This window comes from Microtetraspora malaysiensis (assembly GCF_050947145.1).
GTDB classification, from domain to species: Bacteria; Actinomycetota; Actinomycetes; order Streptosporangiales; family Streptosporangiaceae; genus Microtetraspora_A; species Microtetraspora_A malaysiensis.
Window position 1 is genome coordinate 364,962 of the sequence record NZ_CP191998.1, and the last position, 23,195, is coordinate 388,156.

The window sequence follows — 23,195 nt, forward strand, 5'->3', positions numbered from 1 at the left end:
TCCAGGGCGTGCCCGGCTCAGAAGCACCCGTCGAGGTCGGAGAGCAGGAGGCGCTTGGGCTTGGCCCCGCGGATCTGCCGGATCACCTCGCCGTTCCGGTAGAGGTTGAGCGTCGGGAAGCCGAGGACGTCGTACCGGCGGGCGATCTCCGGATGGTCGTCGGCGTTGATCTTGGCCACCGTGAGGCGGTCGCCGTACTCGGCGGCGATCTCCTCCAGAATCGGGGCGATCATGCGGCAGGGCGGGCACCACTCGGTCCAGAAGTCCACCAGGACGGGTTTGTCGCTCCGCAGCACCTGCTCGTCGAACGTCTCGGCGGTCAGGGTGATCATGGCTCTCCTCCTTTGGAAAACACGCAGCCGGGACAGGCCAGTGCGAGCTGGGACGCCACCTCGGCCCTGCGGGCGAGCAGCGCGCGGACCTCGGCGTCGATCTCGGCCAGCTTGCGCCGGTAGACCGCCACCGAGTCGGGGCAGGCGTTCCCCGAGGGTTTGCCCGCGCGCAGGCACTCCACGAACGGCCGGGCGTCCTCCAGGGTGAACCCCACCGCCATGAGCGAGCGGATCTCCGCGACCAGCCGCACGTCGGCCTCGTCGTACTCCCGATATCCGTTCGCGGAGCGGCGCGCCTCGATCAGCCCCTGCTGCTCGTAGTAGCGCAACGCCCGGGTGCTCACCCCCGCGCGCCGAGCCAGCTCCCCTATGCGCATCGGCCCTCCCAGAGCCCCGACCGTAAGCCTTGACGCCAACGTCAATGTCAAGGCGTACAGGGGATCAGAAATGCCGCCAGCGCAGGATGTTGGGGTAGGCGATTTCCAGGCCCTCGGTCTCCTTCACCGCGGCGTCGGCGACCTCGGGCGTGAACTCGATCCGCAGCACGCTCTCCAGGTCGGCTCTGGACGCGAAGGCCATCCGCAGGTCGAGCTCGCGGCGCTGCCAGCCCTGCCGGGACCAGAACGCCTCCACGTCCTCGGGTGAGTACGAGGGCAGTGAGCGGCGGAACCAGCGCCCGAAGGCGCCCCTCGTGGCGTCCAGGTCCACCACGAAGGCCGTGCCGCCGCGGCGCATGACCCGGGACAGCTCGCGCAGCCCCGGCTCGCATCCGGGCCCGAAGAAATACGCCCAGCGGGCGACGGCCACGTCCACCGAGGAGTCGGGCACGGGAAGTTCCTGCGCCGTGCCCGTACGGACCCGGACGTTGGGCAGGGAGGCGCAGCGGGAGGCGGCGTGCGAGGCGAGGCCGGCGTGTGGTTCCACCCCGACCACGCGGGCGGCGGTCGCGGCGAGCACGGGCAGGTGGAAACCGGTGCCGCAGCCGATGTCGAGCACGTTGGCGCCGTCCCAGGGGCGGATCTCGCGCATGGCCGCGTCGGCGGCCCCGTCAGGGTCCACCGCCTGGTTTTCCACCTCGTAAATTTGCGGGGAGTTCCAGATGTTCGGACTGGGAATCGCCCCGGTCAGGATGCGCGCCATGCGTCAACGATAGGTTGTGATCTTGGCTGCATCATTGTGGCGTCGCGGCACTCGCTCTACTCGCAGCTTAGGCTGGATCCGTGAGTGCCATCCGTGTCCCCAGCGCGAAGATCGCGTTGTCAACGGCGTCGGTGTACCCCGAGCGGACGCCGGACGCCTTCGAGCTGGCGCAGCGCCTGGGATACGACGGCGTAGAGATCATGGTCGGGCAGGACCCGGTCAGCCAGGACGTCGATGTTCTCCAGCGGCTGGTGGATCACTACCAGATGCCGATCCTGGCCGTGCACGCACCGTGCCTGCTCGTGACCCAGCGGGTGTGGGGGCGCGACCCGTGGCTCAAGCTGCAGCGCGCCCGGCGGGCGGCCGAGCGTCTGGGCGCACGGACCGTGGTGGTCCACCCGCCGTTCCGCTGGCAGCGGGACTACGCCAAGGACTTCGAGGTCGGGCTGGCCCGGATGCGCGAGGAGACCGACGTGGTCTTCGCGGTGGAGAACATGTTCCCGCTCCGGGCCCGCGGCAACGAGGTCGTCCCGTACGCGCCGGGGTGGAGCCCGGTCGACTACGACTTCCCGGACGTCACGTTGGACCTGTCGCACACCGCGGTGTCGGGGTCGGACGCGATGGAGATGGCGGCCAAGCTCGGCGACCGGCTGGCGCACCTGCACCTGGCCGACGGCGTCGGCACCACCAACAAGGACGAGCACCTGGTGCCCGGACGGGGCAACCAGCCGTGCGCCCAGATGTTGCACCGCCTCGCGAGCAACGGGTACGACGGCCTGGTGGTGCTGGAGATCAACACCCGCAGGGCGGCCGGCCGGAGCGAGCGGATCGACGATCTGGCCGAGGCGCTGGCCTTCGCGCGGCGGCACCTGGCGGCCCCGGGCCGGCGGTGACGGAGCAGGCGGCGCCGCGGCGGCGGCCGGGCCGTAGGCCGGGGACCGCCGACACGCGCGGCCAGGTGCTCGCCGCCGCGCGGAAGATCTTCGCCGAGAAGGGGTACGACAAGGCGACGGTCCGGGGCATCGCGGCCGAGGCGGGGGTGGACCCGGCGCTCGTCCACCATTACTTCTCCTCCAAGGAGGGCGTCTTCGTCGCGGCCATGCAGTTCCCCATGGTGCCGGCGGACGTGCTCCCGAAGATCATCGCCGGCCCGGGCGAGCAGATCGGCGAGCGGATTGTCCGTTTTCTGCTGACGATGACGTCCGCGCCCGAGGCCCGCGAGCCCATCGTGGCGCTGATGCGAACCGCGATGGTGAACGAGCAGGCGGTCGGCATGCTGCGCGAGTTCATCACCGACGCGATTCTGAGCCGGGTCGCGCAGGCGCTGTCCATCCCACCCATCAGGATGGAGGTGGCCTTCGCCCAGATGTTCGGGGTACTGATGATGCGGTACATCGTCGAACTGGAACCGCTCGCCTCGGCGGACACGGAGGAGCTCGTCGAGATCCTCGCCCCTACGGTGCAGCGATACCTGACCGCGTGACCCGGGTCGCCCCGCTCCAGAGCTTTCTTCTACCATCGGGGCCGGGCGTACCGTCTTTTGCCCGAGAAGTTACCCGCGGGTAGGATTTGGTAGGGCCTCGGCGTAATCGTGGGATGACCTGCGTTTGTACGCTGGCAGCCAACTTCGGTAAAGGGAGGACCCGTGCTCTGGGTTGCGATCATCGGGCTCGTCGCTACGGGCGTCGCGCTCGCCCTGGCGGGCCGCCGCGTGGCGTTCCTCTACAGGCTCGCCACCAGCGGCCAGCCCGCGCCGGAACGGATCACGTACGCCAAGGAGAACGCCGGCACGGAGATCAAGACCCAGCTGGTCGAGGTCTTCGGGCAGAAGAAGCTCCTGAAGTGGACGCCGTCGGGCACCGCGCACTTCTTCGTGATGTGGGCGTTCTTCATCCTCGCGACGGTCTATCTTGAGGCCTACGGCGCGCTCATCCAGGGGATGATCACCGGCACGCCCGATTTCCACATCCCGCTGATCGGGACGTGGCCGGTGCTCGGCTTCCTCCAGGACTTCATCGCGGTCGCCGCGCTCATCGGACTGATCGCCTTCGCCGTGATCCGGCTCAAGAACTCGCCCAAGAAACTCGGGCGGGGTTCCCGGTTCTCCGGCTCACACCTGGGCGGCGCGTGGCTCGTCCTCTTCATGATCTTCAACGTGATCTGGACGATGTTCCTGTTCCGCGGCGCGGCCGTGAACGCCGGGAACTTCCCGTACCAGTCCGGCGCGTTCGCCTCGGAGCTGACCGCCAAGATCCTGCCCACCAGCGAGCTGCTGGAGGAGATCGGCCTCCTGCTGCACATCGGCGTCATGCTGGTGTTCCTGATCATCGTGGTGAACTCCAAGCACCTGCACATCTTCACCGCGCCGCTGAACGTGCTCTTCTCCCGCCGCCCGGACGGCCTGGGCGCCGCGCAGGAGATGCGCAGCGGCGGCAAGGTGCTCGACTTCGAGGAGGCCGACCCCGAGGTCGACGTGTTCGGCCGGGGCAAGATCCAGGACACCACCTGGAAGGGCTTCCTGGACTTCTACACCTGCACCGAGTGTGGCCGTTGCCAGTCGCAGTGCCCCGCGTGGAACACCGACAAGCCGCTGTCGCCCAAGATGCTGATCATCGACCAGCGCGACCACGCCTTCAAGGTGGCCCCGTACCTGCTGGCGGGTGAGGACAAGAGGGACTCCTTCCCCGAGGACGTGCTCGCGCTGCTGGACAAGCCGCTGGTCGGCGAGGACGGCGTCATCCACCCGGACGTGCTGTGGTCGTGCACCAACTGCGGCGCCTGCGTCGAGCAGTGCCCGGTGGACATCGAGCACATCGATCACATCCTCGACATGCGCCGCTACCAGGTCATGATCGAGTCCTCGTTCCCGTCCGAGGCGGGCGTCATGCTCAAGAACCTCGAGAACAAGGGCAATCCGTGGGGCATGTCGGAGATGAAGCGGGCCGAGTGGATCGAGGAGCTTGACTTCGAGGTCCCGATCATCGACGAGAAGATGCCCGAGGACGTCGAGTACCTGTTCTGGGTCGGCTGCGCGGGCGCGCTTGAGGACCGGGCGAAGAAGACCACCAAGGCGGTCGCCGAGCTGCTGCACATCGCGGGCGTGAAGTTCGGCGTGCTCGGCCCGATGGAGGCGTGCACGGGTGACCCGGCCCGCCGCCTGGGCATGGAGTTCCTCTTCAACATGCTGGCCCAGCAGAACATCGAGACGCTGAACGAGGCCGGCGTCAAGAAGATCGTGGCGACCTGCCCGCACTGCTTCAACACGCTCGCCAACGAGTACCCGCAGCTCGGCGGCACCTACGAGGTCGTGCACCACACGCAGCTTCTGGCGCACCTGGTCGAGGAGGGCAGGCTCACCCCGATCACGCCGATCGAGGAGAAGATCACCTACCACGACCCGTGCTTCCTGGGCCGCCACAACAAGGTGTACGCGCAGCCCCGCGACATCATGGCGAAGGTGCCGGGTGTCCAGGCGCAGGAGATGCACCGGTGTAAGGACCGTGGTTTCTGCTGCGGCGCCGGCGGCGCCCGCATGTGGATGGAGGAGCGGCTCGGCAAGCGGATCAACACCGAGCGGGTGGACGAGGCGCTGACCACCGATCCCGACACCGTCTCCACCGCGTGCCCGTTCTGCCTGGTGATGCTGGGTGACGCGATCAACGAGAAGAAGAACAGCGGCGAGGCCAAGGAGACGCTGGAAGTCGTCGACGTGGCCCAGCTTCTGATCAAGTCCGTCAAGGGCGAGCCGGTCGCCGGCTGACGGAGGGCGTGAGCTGTACGGGCCGCCCTTCCCGGGGAGGAACGGGGAGGGCGGCCCGTCGCTTGTCAATCTTATCTACAATTTGTGGAATTTGTCCGTCAAGTGACAAGGAGTGGCGAGAAACGTAGGGTTGTTCCCAAATCCCTTTCTCGGTATATCCACATAACGGGAAAATCACGGTAACCTCAACGGTGGCTCAATCAACGGGGAGGGGGCTGCGCGGTGAGCGTGATCGTTACGAATGCCGAAGTCACCCTTGCCGACGTGCTTTCCGTGCGGATGACGCTTGAGGAGCCGCTGACTGGCGGAGACCGGCTGGTCCTGCGGCACCGTGGCACCGGAACCGAGCGCCTGATCTCCCTTGGCGGACGCGAGGAGGCCGAGGCCCCGGCGGAGACGGCCGGGCTCGCGATCTCGCTGGCGCCGCTTTCGCTCACGCCCGGCCGTTGGGACGCCTACCTGCAGCGCGACGGCGTCCGGACGCGGATGCGCAGCGTCGATCCCGGATTCTCCCTCGACAGCCTCGACGCGTACGCGCTGGGACGGCGCACGCTGGCATACCGGGCGTATCGCACCCGCAACGGCTTTCTGGCCGTCAAGATCGACCGGGCCGCGCCGGTGGCGGACGTCCGGGCGGTGTGGTTCCGCGAGGGGCGCTTCGAGGTCACCGGCCTGCTCGCGTACACCGGGCTGGACGACGACGACCGGCACCGCGACGCGCGGCTGGCGATGCGCCGCGGCGACCAGGGCGGCCAGGGCGAGCGGGACGCGAGCGTGACCGTCGCCGCCACCGTGCAGGGCGTGCGGTTCCACGCGGCGCTCTCGCTGTGCGACGTGCTCGCCGCCGCGCCCCAGCAGGAGGGCGTCTGGCGGCCGTCCCTGGAGGTGGACGGCGTCGATGGACCGCTCCCGCTGGGGGCCAGGATCGACGACGTCGAGGGCAAGCGCCGCCGGGTCCACTTCCCCCGCGTGCTCGTGGACGGCGTCCCGGTCACCCCCACCTTCACCTCCGACGACGAGCTACGGCTGGAGGTGGGAGAGTGAAGATCTCCTTTCTCGTCCCCTCCGCGTACGCGATGCGCGGAGACGTGCGCGCCACCCTGAACCTCGCGGCGGGGCTGGCGGCGCGGCACGAGGTGGAGATCGTGAGCGTCAAGCGGACCAAGGAGACACCGTTCTTCCCGGTCGATCCGCGGGTCTCCCTGCGCTGGCTGGTCGACGCGCGCCCCGGCGTGCGCCACCTGCTGCCCCCCGGCCAGGTGCGCACCGAGGTCGCGCTCTGGCGCGCCCTGCGCGGGCTGCGCGCGGACGTGCTCGTCACGACCCGGCCGGGCCTCGGCATCCAGGCCGCCCGGCACGCGCCGCGCGAGGTGGTGCGCATCGCCCGCGAGTGGTCGCGCCCCGCGGTGCCCGAGCCGGTCCGCCGGCTCTATCCCCGGCTGGACGCGGTGGTGACCAGCACGGTGAGCGCGCGGGACGAGTGGGCCCGCCTCCTTGACGACGACCTCTCGGTGCACACCATCCCGGACGCGCTGCCCGCCGGGCCGTGGCCGCGCTCCCGCATGGACAACCGCATCGTCAGCGCCGGCGGCCGGCTGGTGCCCGTCAAGTCGTACAACCGGCTGATCCGCGCGTTCGCGATCGTCGCGGACAAGCGGCCCGACTGGCGGCTGCGCCTGTACGGCACCGGCCCGGAGGAGAAGCGGCTGCGCGGCCTCGTCAGCGAGCTGGACCTCCACAACCACGTCTACTTCATGGGCGCGACGTCCGACCTGCCCGGCGAGTTCGCCAAAGCGTCCATCGTGGCGGTGCCGTCCCGGCAGGAGGCGCCCGGCATGAGCGTGGTCGAGGCGCTGAGCTGCGGTGTGCCCGTGGTGGGGTTCGAGGGATCGCGCGGACCGGCGGAGTTCGTCCGGCCCGGTCACGACAGCGTGCTGGTGCCCGAGGGCGACGACGAGGTCGAGGCGTACGCCGCCGCGCTGCTCGGCCTGGTGGACGACGACCGTCGCCGGCTGGCGCTCGCCGCCGGGGCCCTGCGGACCGCCGAGGCGCACGCCGCGGGCGCCGTCGCGGCCCGCTGGCAGGAGCTGATGTACGGTTTGCGGTCCCGTGAGTGACTGGCGTTCATCCTCAAAACGGGTAGCGTGAGGTCATGCACGGGTACAGCGGGGACAAGCAGGCGTATCTCACAAGGCTGCGCCGGATCGAGGGACAGATCCGGGGCCTCCATCGGATGGTCGACGAGGACGCGTACTGCATCGACATCCTCACCCAGGTGTCCGCGGCCACCCGTGCGCTGCAGGCGGTGGCTCTCGGACTGCTGGAGGACCACATCGCGCACTGCGTCGCCCACGCGGTGAACGAGGGCGGCCCCGGGGCGGACGAGAAGATCAAGGAAGCGTCCGCGGCCATCGCCCGGCTCGTACGCTCCTGAGCATCGCCTGAGTGGTGGCGGGGTTTTCGGCGGGGACTGGTTGACTAGTCCGGGAAAACGATCCCGGACTCCGTCGCCGGAGTCCGGGATGATCGGTTGTCGGGTTTCTCGCCTATTCGCCTTCAGCGGCTCGCCGAAGTCCCCAAACCGAGTGCGTTGTCGAGTTCTTCCACGGTCAGTCGCTCATCGCTGAAGTTAACGGCCTCCAGCACCTCTGCGTAGAGCGCGATCTCGTCCAACGCGACACGGTCGTGAACCCGAGAGTCCAGGTCGTCGTGCCCCACCGCGTCGTCCTTCCTTCTGCAGCCCACACCCATCACGAGGTTACGTCCGGCGGTCTTTCCCCGACATGGCCCATCGGGACCATTCCTGAGGGCTGGTCCGCCCCCTCCCGGTAACCATTTCCCGGATTCTGAGATCACAATTCGGTTAATTTCGGGAGGGGGTCTCGGTGCTTTGGTAAAAGCAGAGGTTATCGCGCTTGATGGGTTTCTCGTGAACAATGCGTCAGCTGTGAAAAAGCCACCCGGACTCTGACCGGTCGTGGAATTCCCTGGTCACCGTGAGGCCGGGAACGGTGTCGTCCCGCTGGTGCATGAGATGCGCGACGAGCGCCGACGCGACCGGGAACCCGCGCGGCGGCGGCGCCGTGCCGGTGAGCGCGCACCAGGCCAGGCCGGTGGCGTACGCGGCTCCGAGCAGGGCGGCGGCCGCGTCGCGGCCGGACGGCACCAGGGTGGCGGGAAGCGTGCCCGAGGAGGGCCAGCAGCCGCGCAGCGGATGCGCCCGGTCGGTGAGCGCCACATAGAACGACCGGCGCATCTCGTCGTCCATCCAGGGATAGAGCAGCGGCACCACGCCGGCCGTGACACCCCGCGTCACCGCCATGACGTCGGCGGCGAGCAGTGAGGCGGCGACCGCGCGCGGGTCGGCTCCCGAGGCGGTCGCGTGCCCCAGCGCATCGACCAGGTCGTACAGCCGGTGCCGGAAATGCTCGCCGGGGGACGTCTCGGACAGGGTCGCGACGGCGAGGTGCGGCGGGCGGCGGGCCAGCCAGGCCTGCCGTACGGCGCCGGCCTGGGCCGCGGGGCCGTCCAGCCAGGGGTGGGCGGCGGCCGGGCCGGCCATCGCGAGGAGGGCGTCGGCCCTGGGGCGGAACCGCGCGTCGGCCCGGAGCGCCGAGGCGGTCTCGACGACCAGCCCGGCCATCTGCCCGGCGAGCCGCGCCCCCGCCTCTCCCGGCCGGGCGAGCATCCGCTCGGCGTACAGCGACACGAGCGCGTCGAGGGGGACCGGCGGGAGCCAGCGCACCCACTCGTCCCCGGGCAGCGGCCGGGCCAGGAACTCGCCGAACATCGACAGCAGCACCTCGTTGCCGTCGAAGGCCGGGGCGTAGGCGCACCACATGATCGTCGCCCACACGGCCGCGACGGTGCCGGCGACGTCCGCGGCGAAGACGTCGTGGAACGGCCCCGCGGGCAGTGGGAAGTCGCCGCGGCCCAGCCGGCGGTGCGCGACCATCAGTTCCCTGATCCGCTCGGTGACGTCCTGGGGCACGTCCGGCCCGACGAACCCCTGCGTGGAGCCGCTCTCGATCGCGAAGTCGGGCCCGGCGGGCACGAGGAGCGGCGGGATCGCCGCGGCCGGCGCCGGTCGGGCGGCGGAGCGGACGTGGGGCAGCGCCGGGGGCGCCGAGAGGTGCCAGCGGCCGTCCACCCGGTCCAGCCGGTACCAGCGCGCGTGCGTGCCGAACAGCCAGCACGAGCCGTCGGGGGCCATCAGGACCCGCGCGGCGATCGCCTGCGCGCGTGCGGGATCGGGCAGCGTCGCCCAGCGCGGATCGGCGACCATGGCGCGGACGTCCCGCTCGATCGCCGTGAAGCCGTCCCAGTGCACCCGGCAATGGTAGATCGCGCCGCCGACAGGACGGCCTGAAACATTCACCCGGGGTACGCCGATGACCTGGGAGGATGGCGAGGCCCGGGCGGGGTGCCGGGTTTTCTCCTCGACTTTCTCTTTGCACAGGGGGGTGTCACGTACTTCCATTGGTCAGCGTGACGGAGACTCAGCGGGCGGAGGCCGGAGTGGAACCCGCATCGGAGCCCGGTGTGGCGCGAAGTGGCGAACGGCTCGGCCGGCTGCGGCGGCTCCTCGGCCGGCCGGCCGACCGGACCGCCCTGCTGATCTGGTTCTTCTGGCACGTCGCGACGTACATCTACATGGTGCTGGCGGCGCCCGGCCGCACCGAGGCGCCCCTGCTCGACCGGCTCACGCCGTGGGACGCGGACAACTTCATCGCGATCGCGCAGTACGGCTACGACGGCCCGCCGGACATGTCGGACGCGCCGAAACTGGTGGCGTTCTTCCCCGGGCTGCCGCTGCTGCTGCGGGACCTGCACTGGCTGATCCCCAACTGGAGCCTGGCCATCGTCCTGGTGTCCCTCGTGGCGAGCGCGGTGGTCGCGGTGGCGCTGTCCCGGCTGAGCGACTCCTACCGGCAGGGCACGGGCACCTGGACGGTGCTGGCGTTCTTCCTCAGCCCGTTCGCGGTGTTCCTGCTCGCGGGGTACTCCGAGGCGCCGTTCCTCGCGCTGGCGATCCCCGCGTGGCTGCTCGCCCGCCGGGGGCGCTGGGCGGCCGCTTCTGTCTGCGCCGCGCTGGCGTCCTCGATCCGGGTGTCCGGGTTGTTCCTCGCCTTCGGCCTGGCGGTGATGTTCCTGGTCGCCGAGAACGGCAGGCAGTGGCGCAAGCTGCCCTGGCTGGCGCTGCCCGGCGTGCCGGTCCTCGCGTACATGCTCTATCTCTGGAACCGCACGGGCGATCTGATGGCGTGGAAGGCGGCCGAGGCGCAGTACTGGGGGCGGTTCCCCGAGAAGCCTTGGCTGGTGTTCCTCAACACCTGGAACCGGTCGATCGACGAGGTGGTGCTGCGCACGTCGTACCAGGAGGAGATGCTGGCGGCGGCGGTGCTCGTGGCGCTCATCGTCTGGCGGCTGGTGCGCTTCCGGTGGGCGGACGTCGCCTATCTCGCGCCGCAGGCGGTGGCGCTGCTGGCGATGTCGTCGTTCTACATGTCCGTGGGGCGGGCCTCGCTGCTGTGGTGGCCGCTCTATCTCTCCGTCGGCATCGTGGGCTCGCGCCGTCCCTGGGTGTTCATGGCGTACCTGGCAGTGGCCGTGCCCGTCATGGCCATCAATGTGGGGAATTTCACCACCGGTGCGTGGGTGGGGTAAGACGTCCCTTTTGCCGCGATCTATCCCCGTCTCGCTAGTATGATCACGTTTGCTACGCTCAGTAGTCTATTGATTATGGAGAGTGAGCTATGATCGGTACGCGTCGGCGCGACATGGCAAGGCTTCTGATCTCCGGTGTGCTGGTCACCTCGCCGCTCGTCGGGGCCGCCGGAGCGGGAGCGGCCGACGGATCGCCGGCGTACCGGGTGAACGTGCTCACCTACAACGTGTGCGGGGGCAACAACAAGCGGAACACCTGCGGCGAGGATCTGACCCCCGAACGGCGGCGGCTCTGGGCGCCCCAGGTCTCCGCGCTGATCAGGAGCAAGGACGTGGACGTCGCGTCCTTCACCGAGATGTGTTACGCCCAGGTCGATCTGCTGCAGCGGGCGCTCCCCGACTACGACTTCGTCTGGTACGGCCTCGGCAGGTCGGCCAACTGCCGCGAGATCTGGAGCGACCTGACCGACCAGACGACGGCGCCGAACGGCAGATCCGCCGGCATCGCCCTGGCGTTCAAGAACGACGTCGTGGGCGCCCCGTTCCGCCGGCGGCTGGTCGTCGACAACCCGGACGCCGACCCGTCTTCCCCCATTCACAGGCGCGGCGTGCTGTGCGCGGGTTCCGTCATCGGCATGGAGTACGGCGTCGGCTGCGTGACCCACATCTCGCCTCTGGAGTCCCCGCAGCAGGTCACCGGGGAGATCGGCCGGTGGGCGGGGGACGTGCCGGTCATCCTCGGGGGCGACTTCAACCGCAAGCCCGAGCACCCCGAGATGGGCACGGTGTACGGGACGGGCCTCGGCACGGGGACCTTCACAGAGGTGGACGCGGGACCGGCCGGAAAGCCGAGCCGCGGCGGCAGCCCGACCACCCGCGGCGGCCGGAAGATCGACTACATCTTCGCCAGCCAGTCGAACTACCGGAACGCCGGGGCCGAGGTGATCCAGACGAACCCCGAGCTCTCGGACCACCGGCCGCTGGTCGGCTCGTTCACCGGAACGGTGGAGGGCGGGCAAACCGCGACGGTCGTGCACACGTTCACTCAGGTCGTCGCGGCGGCCTTCGCCGCCCTCCCGAAGTGACCGCGGATCGGCGGGCATCCGTGCCGGACGCCCGCTGTCACTCCGTCGTGAGCCGGGTCGCCGCGGCGTGGCGGCGGGCCTTGGCCATGTAGTTGTCCGGCGTGCGGGCGAACGAGGCGCGGTCGCCGTCGGTCAGCTCGCGGACGACCTTGGCGGGCACACCCGCGACCAGCACTCCCGCCGGGATCCGTGCCCCCGGCGTGACCACCGCGCCCGCGGCGACCAGCGTGCCCGCGCCGACGCGCGCGCCGCCGAGGACGATCGCGCCGATGCCGATCAGCGCGCCCGTCTCGACATGGGCGCCGTGCACCATCGCCTTGTGCCCGAGGCTCACCCGGTTCTCCAGGATCGCGGGCTGCCCGGGATCGGCGTGCAGGCAGCAAAGATCCTGGATGTTGCACTCGGCGCCGACCTCGATCAGCTCGTCGTCGCCGCGCAGGACCGAGCCGTACCAGACGCTCGACGCGCGGCCGAGCCGGACCCGGCCGACGATCACGGCGCCGGGCGCGACCCATGATTCCGGGTGCAGGTCGGGGGTGGCGTCGTCGTCCAGAGCGGCGATGTACGGCATGGAGTCATGATCCCACGGGCGCGTTCTCGGAGGGTTCCCGGGCGTACGGCGCGGGCGCGGCGGGGTGTCCAGGGGCGCGAGGTCGGGCGTTCGGGTTGCGAGGCAGGGCGGATAGCAGGAAAGTCATGTCCTGACGTGCGTTACCGCCTCAATTCCCAACCCCAGGGCTTGTCATGACGAATCAGAACGAGAACTTCCCCGACCTCCTGAGTGACGACTCCTTCGAGGTCGTCATGCGTGGATACAGCCGCAGGCAGGTCCATGACTACATGATCAGGACCCGGAACCAGATCAGGGACCTGGAGGAGCGGCTCGCGCGGACCATCGACCAGGCCGAGCAGGGCCGGTCCGAGCTGGTCGAGGCGCGCCGCAGGCTGGCGGGCGCCCCGCAGAACCCTGAGGAGCTGGGCGAGCGGCTGAGCCAGATACTGAAGCTGGCGCAGGAGGAGGCGGCGGCCAACAAGGAGGCGTCCCAGTCGGAGGCCATGCAACTGCGCGAGCACGCCGCGACCGAGGCTGAGCGGATGGTCACGGCCGCGCGGGAGCAGGCTGACGCGATCAGGGCCGCCGCCCAGGAGGAGGCCGAGCGCCGGGTCACCGAGGCCACCGGCGTCGCCGAGCGCCTGCTCGCCCAGGCGGGCTCCGACGCGGAGGAGACCCTCAACACGGCGCGGGCCGAGGCCGAGGACGCGCTGCGCGCGGCGCGCGGCGAGGCCGACCGGCAGCTCACGGTCGCGCGCCTGGAGGTGGAGAAGCTGGTCGGCGACGCCCGCGCCGAGGCGCACTCCACCCTCACCAGCGCTCAGCAGCGGGCCGCCTCGCTCGACGAGAACACCGGCCGCCGCGTGGCCTATCTGACCGACACGCACGCCGAGGTCATGCGCCGTCTGGGTGAGATCGGGTCGGTCCTGGGCGACCTGCTCCACCGGGAGAGCGCGGCCGGCTCCCTGATCGACGAGGCCGCCGTGCTGCCGCCGCAGGGGCACGCCGTCCCGCAGCCGCTCGAACTCGGGCCCTCCGACAGCGCCGCCGAGGACGACGAGGACATCCGGGTCATCGTGGAGGGCGTGCCGGTGGAGGGCGTCCCGCAGCAGCCCGCCCAGGACGGCGACGTGACGACGGACGTCGCCGTGGTCCGGATGCAGAACGAGCAGCACGGCCAGCACGAGCAGCACGGCCAGAATGGCCAGAACGGTCAGCACGAGGAGCACGAGCAGAACGGTCAGCGCGGCCAGCACGGTAGCCGCCGGTAGCCGCCGGGCGGCTGCCTGGAGGTGGCGCGTCTGGTGCCCGTGGAGGCGCCGTTGGGATGGCACCAGTGGCGACGCCCCCACGGGGGATCAAGGAAGCGGAAGCCTCCGCCCCCGATAGGGTCGGAGGCTTCCGCGCTCGTGGCCGGGCCCTGCCGTCTCCGTCGTCCTGGGGTGCTGTGGGCGCCGGACGCGACATGACCTCTCTATTCAAGGTGCGCGACATCTCTAGAGAAATCAATGATCGGTTTGGTCATGTCCTTCTAACGCCGGCGGTCTCCTTGACCTATGCGTCGAAGTCGTACTGGAGCACGTACGAGGCGGCGTCGAGGATCATCTCGTTGTATTCGACGGGGCGGCCCTCCGCGGTGTAGGCGGTGCGGATGATCGCGATGATGGGGGTGCCGGCGGGCAGGCCGAGCAGCTCCGTCTCGCGCGGATGGGGCATCCGGGCGCGCAGCTCCTCGGTGAAGTGCGCCGGGGAGTGGCCGAGGTCGCCGAGCCGGGCGTAGGCGCCGCCGGGGCCGGTGTCGGGCAGTACGATCGCCGTCCCCTCGACCAGGTCGGCCGGGAAGTGCGAGGCGGCGAGCTGGACCGGCCGGTCGTCCACCAGGTAGCGCCGCCGCCGTACCCACACCTCACCGGTGTCCAGTACGCGGGCGACCTCCTCGCTCGCCTCTTCCCGCTCGATCTGGACCTGGTCGACCGTGTAGGCGCGGCCGTGGGCGTCGGTGTCCCAGATGGCGCGGCCCGCCGCCCACTGGTCACGCGCGAGCCGCCGCGAGCCGTGCCTGCGGATCGGGCGGAACAACCGGACGTACACGCCGGAGCCGCGCCTGGGCACGGCCAGGCCCTCGTTGATGAGCACGGCGAGTGCCTGCCGGGCCGTCGCGCGGGCGACGCCGTACTCGGCCATCAGTGCGTTCTCGCCCGGTAGCCGATCTCCGTCGTGCAGATCGCCGGACAGGATCCTGCCGCGTAACCTGTCGGCGATACGCCGATAGATCGGGAGCTCGTGATGCACCGGGGATTCCGTCACGTTTGATCACCCTCTGTCGCCAACGGGGAGTTAGCGTCTGTAGAGAACTTGCCCCGTCTTGTCCACGATCGCACAGGAAATGACGTTGGTCCTGGGCTTATTTTGAGTGGATCGTGCCTGTGTGACGATCTCCAGGGAGAATCGCTACCCGTTACGTGGAACGGTCCGGCTCGCCTGGGAGGTCGCGTGCCAGTGGCACGTCATGATCGCGGCCAGGACGGCCCCCGCCGTGTTGAGCAGCACGTCGTCGATCGACGACACCCGGTGGAGGTGCAGGCCGTACTGCAGGGCCTCGACGGTGATCGACGCGGCGGCGGCCACGAGCGCCACGGTCCGGAGCCGGGCGAACCGTACGGACCTGACCGGCAGCAGCGCGCCCAGCGCCGCGAACACCAGGAGATTGCCCCCGACCTGTACGATCACGGTCGCCGCCGGCGCCTGGAGCACGGCGGCCAGATCGCGCAGCGGGACGAGATTGACGCCCTCCGCGCCGCTTCCCGGGGTGAGGATCATCCACAGCCAGGGGAGTGTGCCGACGACCATGCCGACGTCGGCGTACGCCGTGCGGGCCGGGTGGGGGTGGCCGCGCGCCGCCCTCCGGCGGGTGAGCAGACGGGCGGCGAGGAGCGCGACCGGGACCGCCAGTACGGCGGCCAGGATGACATGCCCCCACATTCGCCACACCAGCCACATGGCGGACATTCTGCGGCCAATGAGGGGATCATGGCCACCCGGCGAGGCCGGCGCCGCCCGCTGTTGTGTGTGATGGCACATTTGGCGGTATTCCACGAAAAGGCAACCAACTAAGGGAGTTGTGATCGTGACTGCGAGCCGTGCCGACTGTTACGCCCTCGACATCGAGGATCCGCTGCGGGATCTGCGTGAGGAGTTCTCCCTGCCCAGCGGGGTCACGTACCTGCTGGGCAACTCGCTGGGCGCGCTGCCGAAGCGTACGGCGGCGAAGGTGGCGCACACCGTGGAGACCGAGTGGGGCCGCGACCTCGGCGCGAGCTGGAACACCGCGGGCTGGTGGGATCTGCCGCAGACCACCGGGGACCGGTTGGCGCAGCTGATCGGCGCGGGGCCGGGCGAGGTCCTCGCCGGCGACTCCACGTCGACGAACATCTTCAAGGTGATGGCCGCCGCGCTGCCGCTCCGCCCCGGCCGCCGCGTGATCGTCTCCGACCTGGAGAACTTCCCCACCGACCGGTACGTCGTCGAGGGCGTCGCCCGGGCACTCGGCTCGTACGAGATCAGGGACATCGGGTCGCTCGACGAGGCGCTCGGCGACGACGTGGCCGCGGTCCTGCTCAGCCACGTGGACTACCGGACGGGCGCGCTGCGCGACATGGACGCCGTCACCGCCCGGGTGCACGCCGCGGGGGCCCTGATGATCTGGGACCTCTGCCACAGCGCCGGAGCCGTGCCGGTGGACCTGCGCGCCGCCGACGCGGACTTCGCGGTCGGCTGCACATACAAGTACCTCAACGGCGGCCCGGGCGCGCCCGCCTACCTCTACGTGGCCGAGCGGCATCAGGACGCCGCGTACAACGTCGTCTCCGGATGGCACGGGCACGCGGATCCGTTCGCGTTCGAGCCGAACTACCGGCCCGCCGACGGGGTGCGCCGGTTCGCCGCGGGCAGCCCGCCCGTGCTCGCCTACAGTGCGCTGAACGCCTCGCTCGACATCTGGCAGATGGTCGACATGGCGCAGATCAGGGCCAAGAGCGTGGCCCTGACCACGCTGTTCATCGACCTGGTCGACGAGCTGTGCCCCGACCTGACCCTCGTCACGCCGCGCGACCCCGCCGAGCGCGGCAGCCAGGTGAGCTATCGGAACCGCGACGGCTATCCCGTGATGCGCGCGCTCGCCGAGCGGGGCGTCGTCGGCGACTACCGGAAGCCGGACATCATGCGGTTCGGCTTCGCCCCGCTGTACCTGCGATATGTGGACGTGTACGACGCGGCCACGATGCTGGCCGAGGTGCTCGGCAAGGAGCTGTGGCGGGAGGAGCGCTACCGGGAGCCGCTGACCGTGACCTGATCGGTTCGCGGGACGAGGATCCCGGGCCGGTTTCATTCCGGACCCGGGTTCCCCGTTCTCGCTGCCGCGCTACGGGTTATCGGCGCTTGGCGAGGTCGGCCACGATGTCGCTGGCCAGTGATACGCAGGTGCCGCAGATCCGGCCCGCCTCGCCGTGAACCATGTGGCTGCGGGGACCGGGTGTCTGGCGGCAGAAAGAGCAGGCGGCGTCGCGCTTCTTCCGGCGGTTCGCCAGCTGGCGACCGGCGAAAGGCGGGGAGAAGCGTTTCCTGGCGGCCTGCTTCGAGAACCCGAACCGCTCTCCGATGGCGGTCCAGGAGGCGCCCGCCGAGCGCGCGTCGCGTACGGCGAGGTCGAGCAGGGCGTCGGTGTCACGGCTGAGCTCATCGCTCAGGGTGATCGCGGCGGAGAGGGTCTCCAGCGGGTCCGCGGGGTCGATCGACCGTGTCCGAGCCTGGGTGAGTAATTCGGATGGCTCCATGCCTGGCAACCTTAGGTTGTCATGCGAAGATCATCAAACGAGGCGATCCACCGTACCGGGGACCGGTCGGCCTCCGTTCCGATCGTCTCGCTGTTTGAGGGGGACGGGCGGCTTACCAGTAGAACCAGGGGCTCTCCGCGCCGCCGCCGAAGGCGGGTGCCCCCGTCTTGCGCCAGCGCTGCCGTACGTCGGTCGTGGCCCTGATGCGCGGGGTGGTGACGGTGAAGGGCCCGCAGGTCACGATCGCGCCGTCCTGGGACGGCGAGACGCCCGAGCAGATGAAGGGTTGCGAGAGATTGGCCTCGGCGTCGGTGTTGTAGAGCTGGACGTGGATGTCGGAGCGGACGCCGCTGGACCCCCTGATCCGGCCGAGCAGGTGGAAGACGCCGTCCACCATGGCCACACAGGGCGACATCTCCGTGCCGGTGCCCGCGCCGGTCGAGAGCCACGCACGGCATTTCCACTGGGGTTCGGATGCCGGGCCGCCCGCGTCGACCGTCGTCTTCCCGTCCGGGTCCGGTTCCGCCGCCACCGATCGCTCGGGGGTGGGCGTATGAGTTTTCCGGATCGCCGATTTCGTCGGGCTGGGCTTGGGCGGCTCGGGCGGCCGGGAGACGACCGGATCCGGCGAGGGGCTGCGAGTCGGCCGGGTCCGGTGCCTCGGCGTCGGGGAGCCGGCCGCCGTGGCGCGCACGTCTTTCTGGAGCCCGCCGGTCGACGCGTCCGCCAGCGGCTGGGTCTTCTCGACTCCCGCGTCGGACGCCCGCCAGGGAGCGACGACGGCCACGGCGGCCGTGGAGAGCGCCAGCGCCGCGCCGGCCGCCACGGCGGCCACCAGCCGCTTACGGGAGCGTCCGCGCGGGGCCGAGAGCGCGGTCTCCTCGCCAGGGGTCGCCGGCCCGACGGCGACCGGCGCGACCGGGCCCGGGACGGCCGCGCCTCCTGTGCCTCCCGTGCCTGCTGAGGGGGGTGTCGGCAGAGGGATGGGTTCGGAGGTCGCCGACGGCGCCTCTTCCCTCGGAACAGGGGGCAGGGCGGGCAGTCCCGCCAGCGACGGCGCGGCCCGGCGCAGCGCCGCCGCCACGTCGCCCGCGCCCGGCCGCTGGGACGGCTCCTTGGCGGCGCACGCGGTGATGATCGGCCAGAGAGGGTCGGGCATCCCGGCCAGCCGCCGCGGCATGGCCGTCGCGTGCTGGCGGAGCAGGGCCATGGGGTGGTCACCGACGAACGGCGAGCGCCCGGCGAGCAACTCGTACAGGATCAGGCCGATGGCGTAGACGTCCACGGCGGGTGTCGGGGCGCTGCCGTCGGCCACCTCGGGGGCCAGGTACGCGGGCGTGCCGATGACCGAGGTGGTCTGGGTGAGGCCCGGACCGTGGACGATGCGGGCCACGCCGAAGTCGGTCAGCCGCGACTGCCCGGTGGCCGCGTCGATCAGGACGTTTCCCGGCTTGATGTCGCGGTGGACGACGCCCTGGGCGTGCGCGACGGCCAGCGCGTCGGCGACCTCGGCCATCAGGCGGGCCGCGTCGGCCGGGGGCAGCGTGCCGCGCTCGCGCAGCAGGGCGCGGAGGTCTCCGCCCTGGACGAGATCCATCACGAGGGCGAGCCGCTCGCCCTCGATGACGAAGTCCCGCACCGTGACGATGTTGGGGTGGCGCAGCGTCCGCATGACGTTGCGCTCCTGCACGAACCGCAGGACCAGGTTCTCGTCTCCGGCGAGGCCGTCGCGCAGCAGCTTGACCGCCACGATCTCACCGCTGTCCCGGTGCCGGGCCCGCCAGACGGTGCCCATCCCGCCGCCGCCGATCTCGTTGAGAAGCACGTATCGGCTGCCCAGGGACGCCTCGGACCCACCCGTCGTCATTGTCCGCCTTCCTCGAAAAGCTGGAGATCACAATAGTCAGCGGGCCAAGGAAGGTTGTTGTTCTTCGTCGTTCTTGTGGGGGTGTGAGCCGTTCGCCCTTTCGATCACCTCCTCGGCGGTGAGCGCGGCCCTTGGATGGTGGCTCAGGCACATCGGTACCCGCAGCTTCACGAAAGGCGTCCCTTCCGAGGCCGCGTAGAACTGCCCCGCGCCGAGCCGCGAGATCTCCTCCACGCCGCTGCCCTTGGCCTGGGCGATCTCTCTCGCGGCCGCGATCTGGGCCGGGCTGTTCAGCAGGCCGAAGAACTGGGTGGCGGCGTTCCCGGGGATCTGGTTGTGCAGCCCCTTCGGAGCCTGGGTCGCGAAGACGAGGCCGAGGCCGTACTTCCGGGCCTGGGAGGCGAGCGCCAGAGTGCTGCGTGTACAGGGAGTGAGCGAGGTGGACGGCGCGAACGTCTGCGCCTCGTCCATCACGAACAGTCCGCCCAGCGGCCGGTCGCCCGCCGGGTTGCGCTTGATCCAGGCGAACAGCGCCATCTGGAGCTGGTTGACGAAGCTCTGCCGCTGCTCGTCTCCCTGCATCCCGACGAAGCTGATCACCGAGATCCGGGCCCGCCTGCCCTCCGGAGGCGTGAGCAGCAGCCCCGGGTCCACCGGGGTCCCCTCGCCACCGAACATCGGGTCGTTGACCCTGGCCGCGGTGAGCGTCTGGGCCAGGTCGGCGGCGATCTTCGCCGCGCCGTCCAGCCCGCTCACCCCGTCGGGAAGGTCGGCCAGCAGCTCGATGAGGCCGGGCAGGTCGGTGCGCCCCCGCCTGCCGTAGCACCTGAGCGCCTCCCGGAGCACGGCCTGGCCGCGCTGGGCCTTGTGCGTCTTCGCCTCCAGCTTCGCGTGAGGCACGATCGAGGCCACCGCTACGTCCAGCGCCGCGTCGAACTCGTCGGGGTCGCCGGCGACGCCCGCGAAGTCCGGCAGCGGCTGGAAGCTCAGCGGACGGCCCAGCTTCCGGCGCGGCGTCCAAACGACCACGTCGGTGTGCGCGAGATAGTCGTCGGCCCGCGCCGCGTCCCCCTCGTCCCAGCTCGGCGGGGCCTCCGGCCAACGGTCGCCCAGCCGGGCCAGGTCGTTGTTCGGGTCGAGCACGATCGCGGACACGCCCTGCAGCGCGCACTCCTCGACCAGCCGGCGGATGAGCACCGTCTTCCCCGATCCGGACCCGGCGAAGATCGCGGTGTGTTTCCTGAGCGTCTCCAGCGCCAACCGGATCGGCGCACCGCCGTCCATCGCCCTGCCGGCCGCGACGTACGGCACGCGGGACGCGGTGGGCGGCGTGGACGTGTTCTGGTCGTTCTCGCGATCGTCTGTGCTCGCGAGGGCGGCCGACGGCGCCACGGGGGAGGGGGCGGGCGGGGCGATCCCGCCGCCAGGAACGGTCCAGGTGTCCCCCAGCGCCTCGGTGAAGAGCTTGATGTCCGCCGCCGGGCTCCGGGAGGCGAGCCACGCGCGCAGGCCCGGAGGATCCTCGTCAATCAGGGTCCGGAGTGCGGCCATCGCCACCAGATCCTCCGTGTCGAGGCCGAGAATCCTGCCGCCCGCCCGCTCGAACGCGGCGAGGGCCTGGCGGGTGCGCGGCCCCTTGGCCCATCCGGCGTTGCGCAGGACGAACAGGCGCCGTTTGGGAACCTCGGTGTCCAGCCCCGTCGCCACGGACGCGTTGCGCAGCCGGTTGAGCGCAGCGATGGCGTTCTCCGAGGCGATCGCGCGGAAGGCCCAGTGCGCCTCGTCCTCGGTGTCCTCGTTCAGGATCCGGCGCAGGCGCGCGTGCAGCGGAGGCTTCGCACTCGGCGGCGGGTCCTGGGTGAACTCCTGCCCGGCCTCGCCGAGCCCGGCGATCCACGCGGTGAGCCCCGCCGACAGCAGTGCGGGCATCGCCACGTCTTCCGTCGCCGGAGCGAGCGCGGTACGGATGTCCGCCGCCTTCCTCAACTCCGCGAACCGCGCGTCCAGGACGGTGAGGACATCGTCGGACGGCGTGGGGCCGGGGCCGGGACGCGCCGTGGGCGTGCGGCCGAAGTGCTCCAGCTCCCTGACCTCGTCGCCCAGGAGGCAGGAGCGGACGTGGTCGTCGACCTCGATCAGCAACTGACGGGGAGTGAAGCCGGGCGCGCTGTCGAACGCGGCCGGGGCCACCGGCCAGGTCGGATAGGGCGGCTCGAAGCCGATCGCCGCGAACTGCGCCTGGAACCTCTTGGAGACGAGGGCGCGAGCCGTCTCGGCGTCCTTGATGGTCTTCAACGGCACCGCCGGACGGAAGCGATCGCGCACCGTGTCCGTCGCGTACTTCTCGATCATCGTCCACGTCGTGGGCAGGCATGAGACGACCGTCAGGCAGCGCCGGGTGATCTCGCGCAGGGACATCAGCCCGGACGCGATGTGATCGATCGTCACCATCTCGTGCCGGCTCGGCGCCGTGGCGTCGCCTGTCGTGGTTAGCAAGGACGGCGCGATGAGCAGATCGATCTGATCGACGGCGATGACGGACGGTCCGGTGAGGGCCAGCAGCCGGGACAGGTCCTTGACGATCTCCTGGGGAGACTTGTGGACCTGGCGGATGCCCCACTGCGCCCGTTCGCCCGGTTCCTCCTCCGGGGCGGAAGACAGGAAGGAGTCCGCGATGTCCTGGGCGTTGAGGTCGTCGGAGGCGAGCAGCGCGAGGGCCCGCGCGGTGTCCTGCGCCTCCCGGCCGATGTGCCGGTCGAAGCGGCGCAGCGCCTCGATGAACGCGTCGAGGTTCTCCTTCGACAGCGCCGTCTTACCGGCCACCGCTCGCCGAGCCATGCGAGAGGGCAGGTCGATCAGCGCGGTGAGGCGCTCCAGGAAGACGGCGAGCTGGCTCTCGCCGTCGTCGCTCTCGCGGGCCAGGCTGTCGAGCATCGACACCACGGTGCTCTCCCAGAACCCCTTGGCGTCGAGCAAGCTCACCAGGAAGAAGTAGCCGCCGTCGCGCTGTGCCCTCTCCCGCAGCCAGCCGAGCAGGTGCGTCTTGCCCGTGCCGCGCTGGCCTCGGATGACCACGCCGATCGGACTCGCGTCGGGGCTCTTCGTGGCCTCGGCCACGCCGTCGAGAAGGACCGGGGCGGCGTGCTGGTGCAGGCTCTCCACGTGGAAGGGCGCGGGACGCCACACGTCATCCGGCACCTGCGCGTAATTGAACTTGAGCGCGCCGAGGGCGCTCATCTCCGCGTCCGTCATCACGCTCCGATCGCGAGGAAGTACTTGTCCTGATTGCCGATGACCACTGCGGCGTCCCGGTCCTGCTCGGTGAGCGTCTTCCGGTTGGATTCGGGCACGATCTCCACGTCGTCCATCAGGTCCATCCGCCGGAGCGCCTTGTCGACCTCTTCTCTCGGCACATCGGAGAGCAGGGGGCGGAGCTTGGTGAGGCTCACCCAGGCGCCGGGTTCCTGGGCCAACTGGGCGTACGCGGCGCGGATGCGGGTGACGAGGGTGGCCGGAGAGACGGGCGCGGACGCCTCCGGCGGGGCGGAGTCGCCGCCGTCCTGGACGCTGCCCGGAAGGGACGCGGGAGGCGCGTCGTCCTGCGGCGAGAAGAGGTCGGCGTGCCGTCGGCCGGTCCGGTCGAGGTATCGCTGCAGACCGGCCGACAAGGCGAGCACGGCCGCCGCTGCCGGCTTCCCTCCCGTCTGCGCGGGCATCGGGATGCCGGCCCGCACCTCCTCCGCCACCCGAGCCCAGCCCTTGTCGGTCAGCACATGGACGAAGGAACGACCCTGCTTCCAGCTCTCGACCAGTTTGAGGTCGTTAAGCCTGGTGCGCGGCTTTCCGGTCAAGGTGACGCCGTAGCGTTCTTCGAGTTCCGGGTTGGAAATCTCCCTGGCTTCGGCCATGAGCACAAGCAGCATCGCGATATCGGGGAATGCCAACGTATTTTCGGACAT

22 protein-coding genes are annotated in these 23,195 nt (G+C 70.5%); 10 read left to right on the plus strand and 12 right to left on the minus strand.

Annotated features, from left to right (window positions below; all coding sequences use genetic code 11):
- Positions 1–17: 17 nt before the first annotated feature.
- From trxA to ACQP1V_RS01850, 3 genes are all read right to left on the minus strand, one after another.
- Positions 18–332, minus strand: coding sequence for a thioredoxin (gene trxA, locus ACQP1V_RS01840; RefSeq protein WP_387417230.1), 315 nt, complete (start codon positions 330–332; stop codon positions 18–20).
- The gene (locus tag ACQP1V_RS01845; RefSeq protein ID WP_387417228.1) at positions 329–709 is read right to left on the minus strand and encodes a MerR family transcriptional regulator; all 381 of its coding nucleotides are present in this window, start codon (positions 707–709) and stop codon (positions 329–331) included. Before ACQP1V_RS01845 ends, trxA begins: the two co-directional genes overlap by 4 nt.
- Positions 710–773: 64 nt before the next feature.
- Positions 774–1,472, minus strand: coding sequence for a class I SAM-dependent methyltransferase (locus ACQP1V_RS01850; RefSeq protein ID WP_433418188.1), 699 nt, complete (start codon positions 1,470–1,472; stop codon positions 774–776).
- Positions 1,473–1,552: 80 nt separating this feature from the next.
- Between ACQP1V_RS01850 and ACQP1V_RS01855 the strand changes: the two genes are divergently transcribed.
- The 6 genes from ACQP1V_RS01855 to ACQP1V_RS01880 all read left to right on the plus strand — a co-directional run bounded on the left by ACQP1V_RS01855 (position 1,553) and on the right by ACQP1V_RS01880 (position 7,666).
- Positions 1,553–2,365, plus strand: a complete 813-nt coding sequence (locus ACQP1V_RS01855) for a sugar phosphate isomerase/epimerase family protein (protein WP_067138509.1) — start codon at positions 1,553–1,555, stop codon at positions 2,363–2,365.
- Positions 2,362–2,955, plus strand: coding sequence for a TetR family transcriptional regulator (locus ACQP1V_RS01860; protein WP_433418191.1), 594 nt, complete (start codon positions 2,362–2,364; stop codon positions 2,953–2,955). Before ACQP1V_RS01855 ends, ACQP1V_RS01860 begins: the two co-directional genes overlap by 4 nt.
- Before the next feature lie 162 nt (positions 2,956–3,117).
- Positions 3,118–5,232, plus strand: coding sequence for a (Fe-S)-binding protein (locus tag ACQP1V_RS01865; protein WP_433418194.1), 2,115 nt, complete (start codon positions 3,118–3,120; stop codon positions 5,230–5,232).
- 222 nt (positions 5,233–5,454) lie between these two features.
- Positions 5,455–6,276 carry a hypothetical protein gene (locus ACQP1V_RS01870; RefSeq protein WP_433418196.1) on the plus strand — a complete coding sequence of 274 codons (822 nt, stop codon included), beginning with the start codon at positions 5,455–5,457 and terminating at the stop codon, positions 6,274–6,276.
- Positions 6,273–7,349 carry a glycosyltransferase gene (locus ACQP1V_RS01875; protein WP_387416854.1) on the plus strand — a complete coding sequence of 359 codons (1,077 nt, stop codon included), beginning with the start codon at positions 6,273–6,275 and terminating at the stop codon, positions 7,347–7,349. The genes ACQP1V_RS01870 and ACQP1V_RS01875 overlap by 4 nt, the downstream gene beginning before the upstream one ends.
- 35 nt (positions 7,350–7,384) lie before the next feature.
- A complete protein-coding gene (locus ACQP1V_RS01880; RefSeq protein ID WP_067136016.1) occupies positions 7,385–7,666 on the plus strand; it encodes a metal-sensitive transcriptional regulator in 282 nt (93 codons plus the stop codon).
- Positions 7,667–7,788: 122 nt separating this feature from the next.
- On the opposite strand, the gene ACQP1V_RS01885 is transcribed toward ACQP1V_RS01880, so the two are convergent.
- Both ACQP1V_RS01885 and ACQP1V_RS01890 read right to left on the minus strand, forming a co-directional pair.
- Positions 7,789–7,950, minus strand: a complete 162-nt coding sequence (locus ACQP1V_RS01885; RefSeq protein WP_169806599.1) for a hypothetical protein — start codon at positions 7,948–7,950, stop codon at positions 7,789–7,791.
- Between the two features lie 223 nt (positions 7,951–8,173).
- Complete coding sequence (locus ACQP1V_RS01890) at positions 8,174–9,562, minus strand: hypothetical protein (protein WP_433418199.1); 1,389 nt, start codon at positions 9,560–9,562, stop codon at positions 8,174–8,176.
- Positions 9,563–9,720: 158 nt separating this feature from the next.
- Between ACQP1V_RS01890 and ACQP1V_RS01895 the strand changes: the two genes are divergently transcribed.
- The gene (locus ACQP1V_RS01895; protein ID WP_433418201.1) at positions 9,721–10,899 is read left to right on the plus strand and encodes a mannosyltransferase family protein; all 1,179 of its coding nucleotides are present in this window, start codon (positions 9,721–9,723) and stop codon (positions 10,897–10,899) included.
- 89 nt (positions 10,900–10,988) lie between these two features.
- The gene (locus tag ACQP1V_RS01900) at positions 10,989–11,984 is read left to right on the plus strand and encodes an endonuclease/exonuclease/phosphatase family protein (RefSeq protein WP_433418204.1); all 996 of its coding nucleotides are present in this window, start codon (positions 10,989–10,991) and stop codon (positions 11,982–11,984) included.
- A gap of 37 nt (positions 11,985–12,021) precedes the next feature.
- On the opposite strand, the gene ACQP1V_RS01905 is transcribed toward ACQP1V_RS01900, so the two are convergent.
- The gene (locus tag ACQP1V_RS01905) at positions 12,022–12,555 is read right to left on the minus strand and encodes a gamma carbonic anhydrase family protein (protein WP_433418207.1); all 534 of its coding nucleotides are present in this window, start codon (positions 12,553–12,555) and stop codon (positions 12,022–12,024) included.
- Positions 12,556–12,728: 173 nt separating this feature from the next.
- Here ACQP1V_RS01905 and ACQP1V_RS01910 point away from each other — a divergent pair, with 173 nt between their 5' ends.
- Positions 12,729–13,808 (plus strand): hypothetical protein, encoded by a 1,080-nt coding sequence (locus tag ACQP1V_RS01910; RefSeq protein WP_433418210.1) that lies wholly within the window; start codon positions 12,729–12,731, stop codon positions 13,806–13,808.
- Between the two features lie 283 nt (positions 13,809–14,091).
- On the opposite strand, the gene ACQP1V_RS01915 is transcribed toward ACQP1V_RS01910, so the two are convergent.
- Both ACQP1V_RS01915 and ACQP1V_RS01920 read right to left on the minus strand, forming a co-directional pair.
- Positions 14,092–14,844 carry a GntR family transcriptional regulator gene (locus ACQP1V_RS01915; protein WP_433418213.1) on the minus strand — a complete coding sequence of 251 codons (753 nt, stop codon included), beginning with the start codon at positions 14,842–14,844 and terminating at the stop codon, positions 14,092–14,094.
- A 144-nt stretch (positions 14,845–14,988) separates the two neighbouring features.
- Positions 14,989–15,537, minus strand: a complete 549-nt coding sequence (locus ACQP1V_RS01920; RefSeq protein WP_433418215.1) for a VanZ family protein — start codon at positions 15,535–15,537, stop codon at positions 14,989–14,991.
- Positions 15,538–15,661: 124 nt separating this feature from the next.
- Here ACQP1V_RS01920 and kynU point away from each other — a divergent pair, with 124 nt between their 5' ends.
- Complete coding sequence (kynU, locus tag ACQP1V_RS01925) at positions 15,662–16,888, plus strand: kynureninase (protein WP_433425736.1); 1,227 nt, start codon at positions 15,662–15,664, stop codon at positions 16,886–16,888.
- A gap of 76 nt (positions 16,889–16,964) precedes the next feature.
- Here the strand turns inward: kynU and ACQP1V_RS01930 are convergent, their stop codons facing one another.
- From ACQP1V_RS01930 to ACQP1V_RS01945, 4 genes are all read right to left on the minus strand, one after another.
- Positions 16,965–17,369, minus strand: coding sequence for a ClpX C4-type zinc finger protein (locus tag ACQP1V_RS01930; RefSeq protein WP_387416846.1), 405 nt, complete (start codon positions 17,367–17,369; stop codon positions 16,965–16,967).
- Between the two features lie 112 nt (positions 17,370–17,481).
- Positions 17,482–19,236: a protein kinase domain-containing protein gene (locus ACQP1V_RS01935; RefSeq protein WP_433418218.1), complete on the minus strand. Its 1,755-nt coding sequence runs from the start codon at positions 19,234–19,236 to the stop codon at positions 17,482–17,484.
- Between the two features lie 36 nt (positions 19,237–19,272).
- Positions 19,273–22,488, minus strand: coding sequence for an ATP-binding protein (locus ACQP1V_RS01940; protein WP_433418221.1), 3,216 nt, complete (start codon positions 22,486–22,488; stop codon positions 19,273–19,275).
- Entirely contained in the window at positions 22,488–23,195 is a 708-nt protein-coding gene (locus ACQP1V_RS01945; protein WP_433418224.1) for a hypothetical protein, read from the minus strand. Before ACQP1V_RS01945 ends, ACQP1V_RS01940 begins: the two co-directional genes overlap by 1 nt.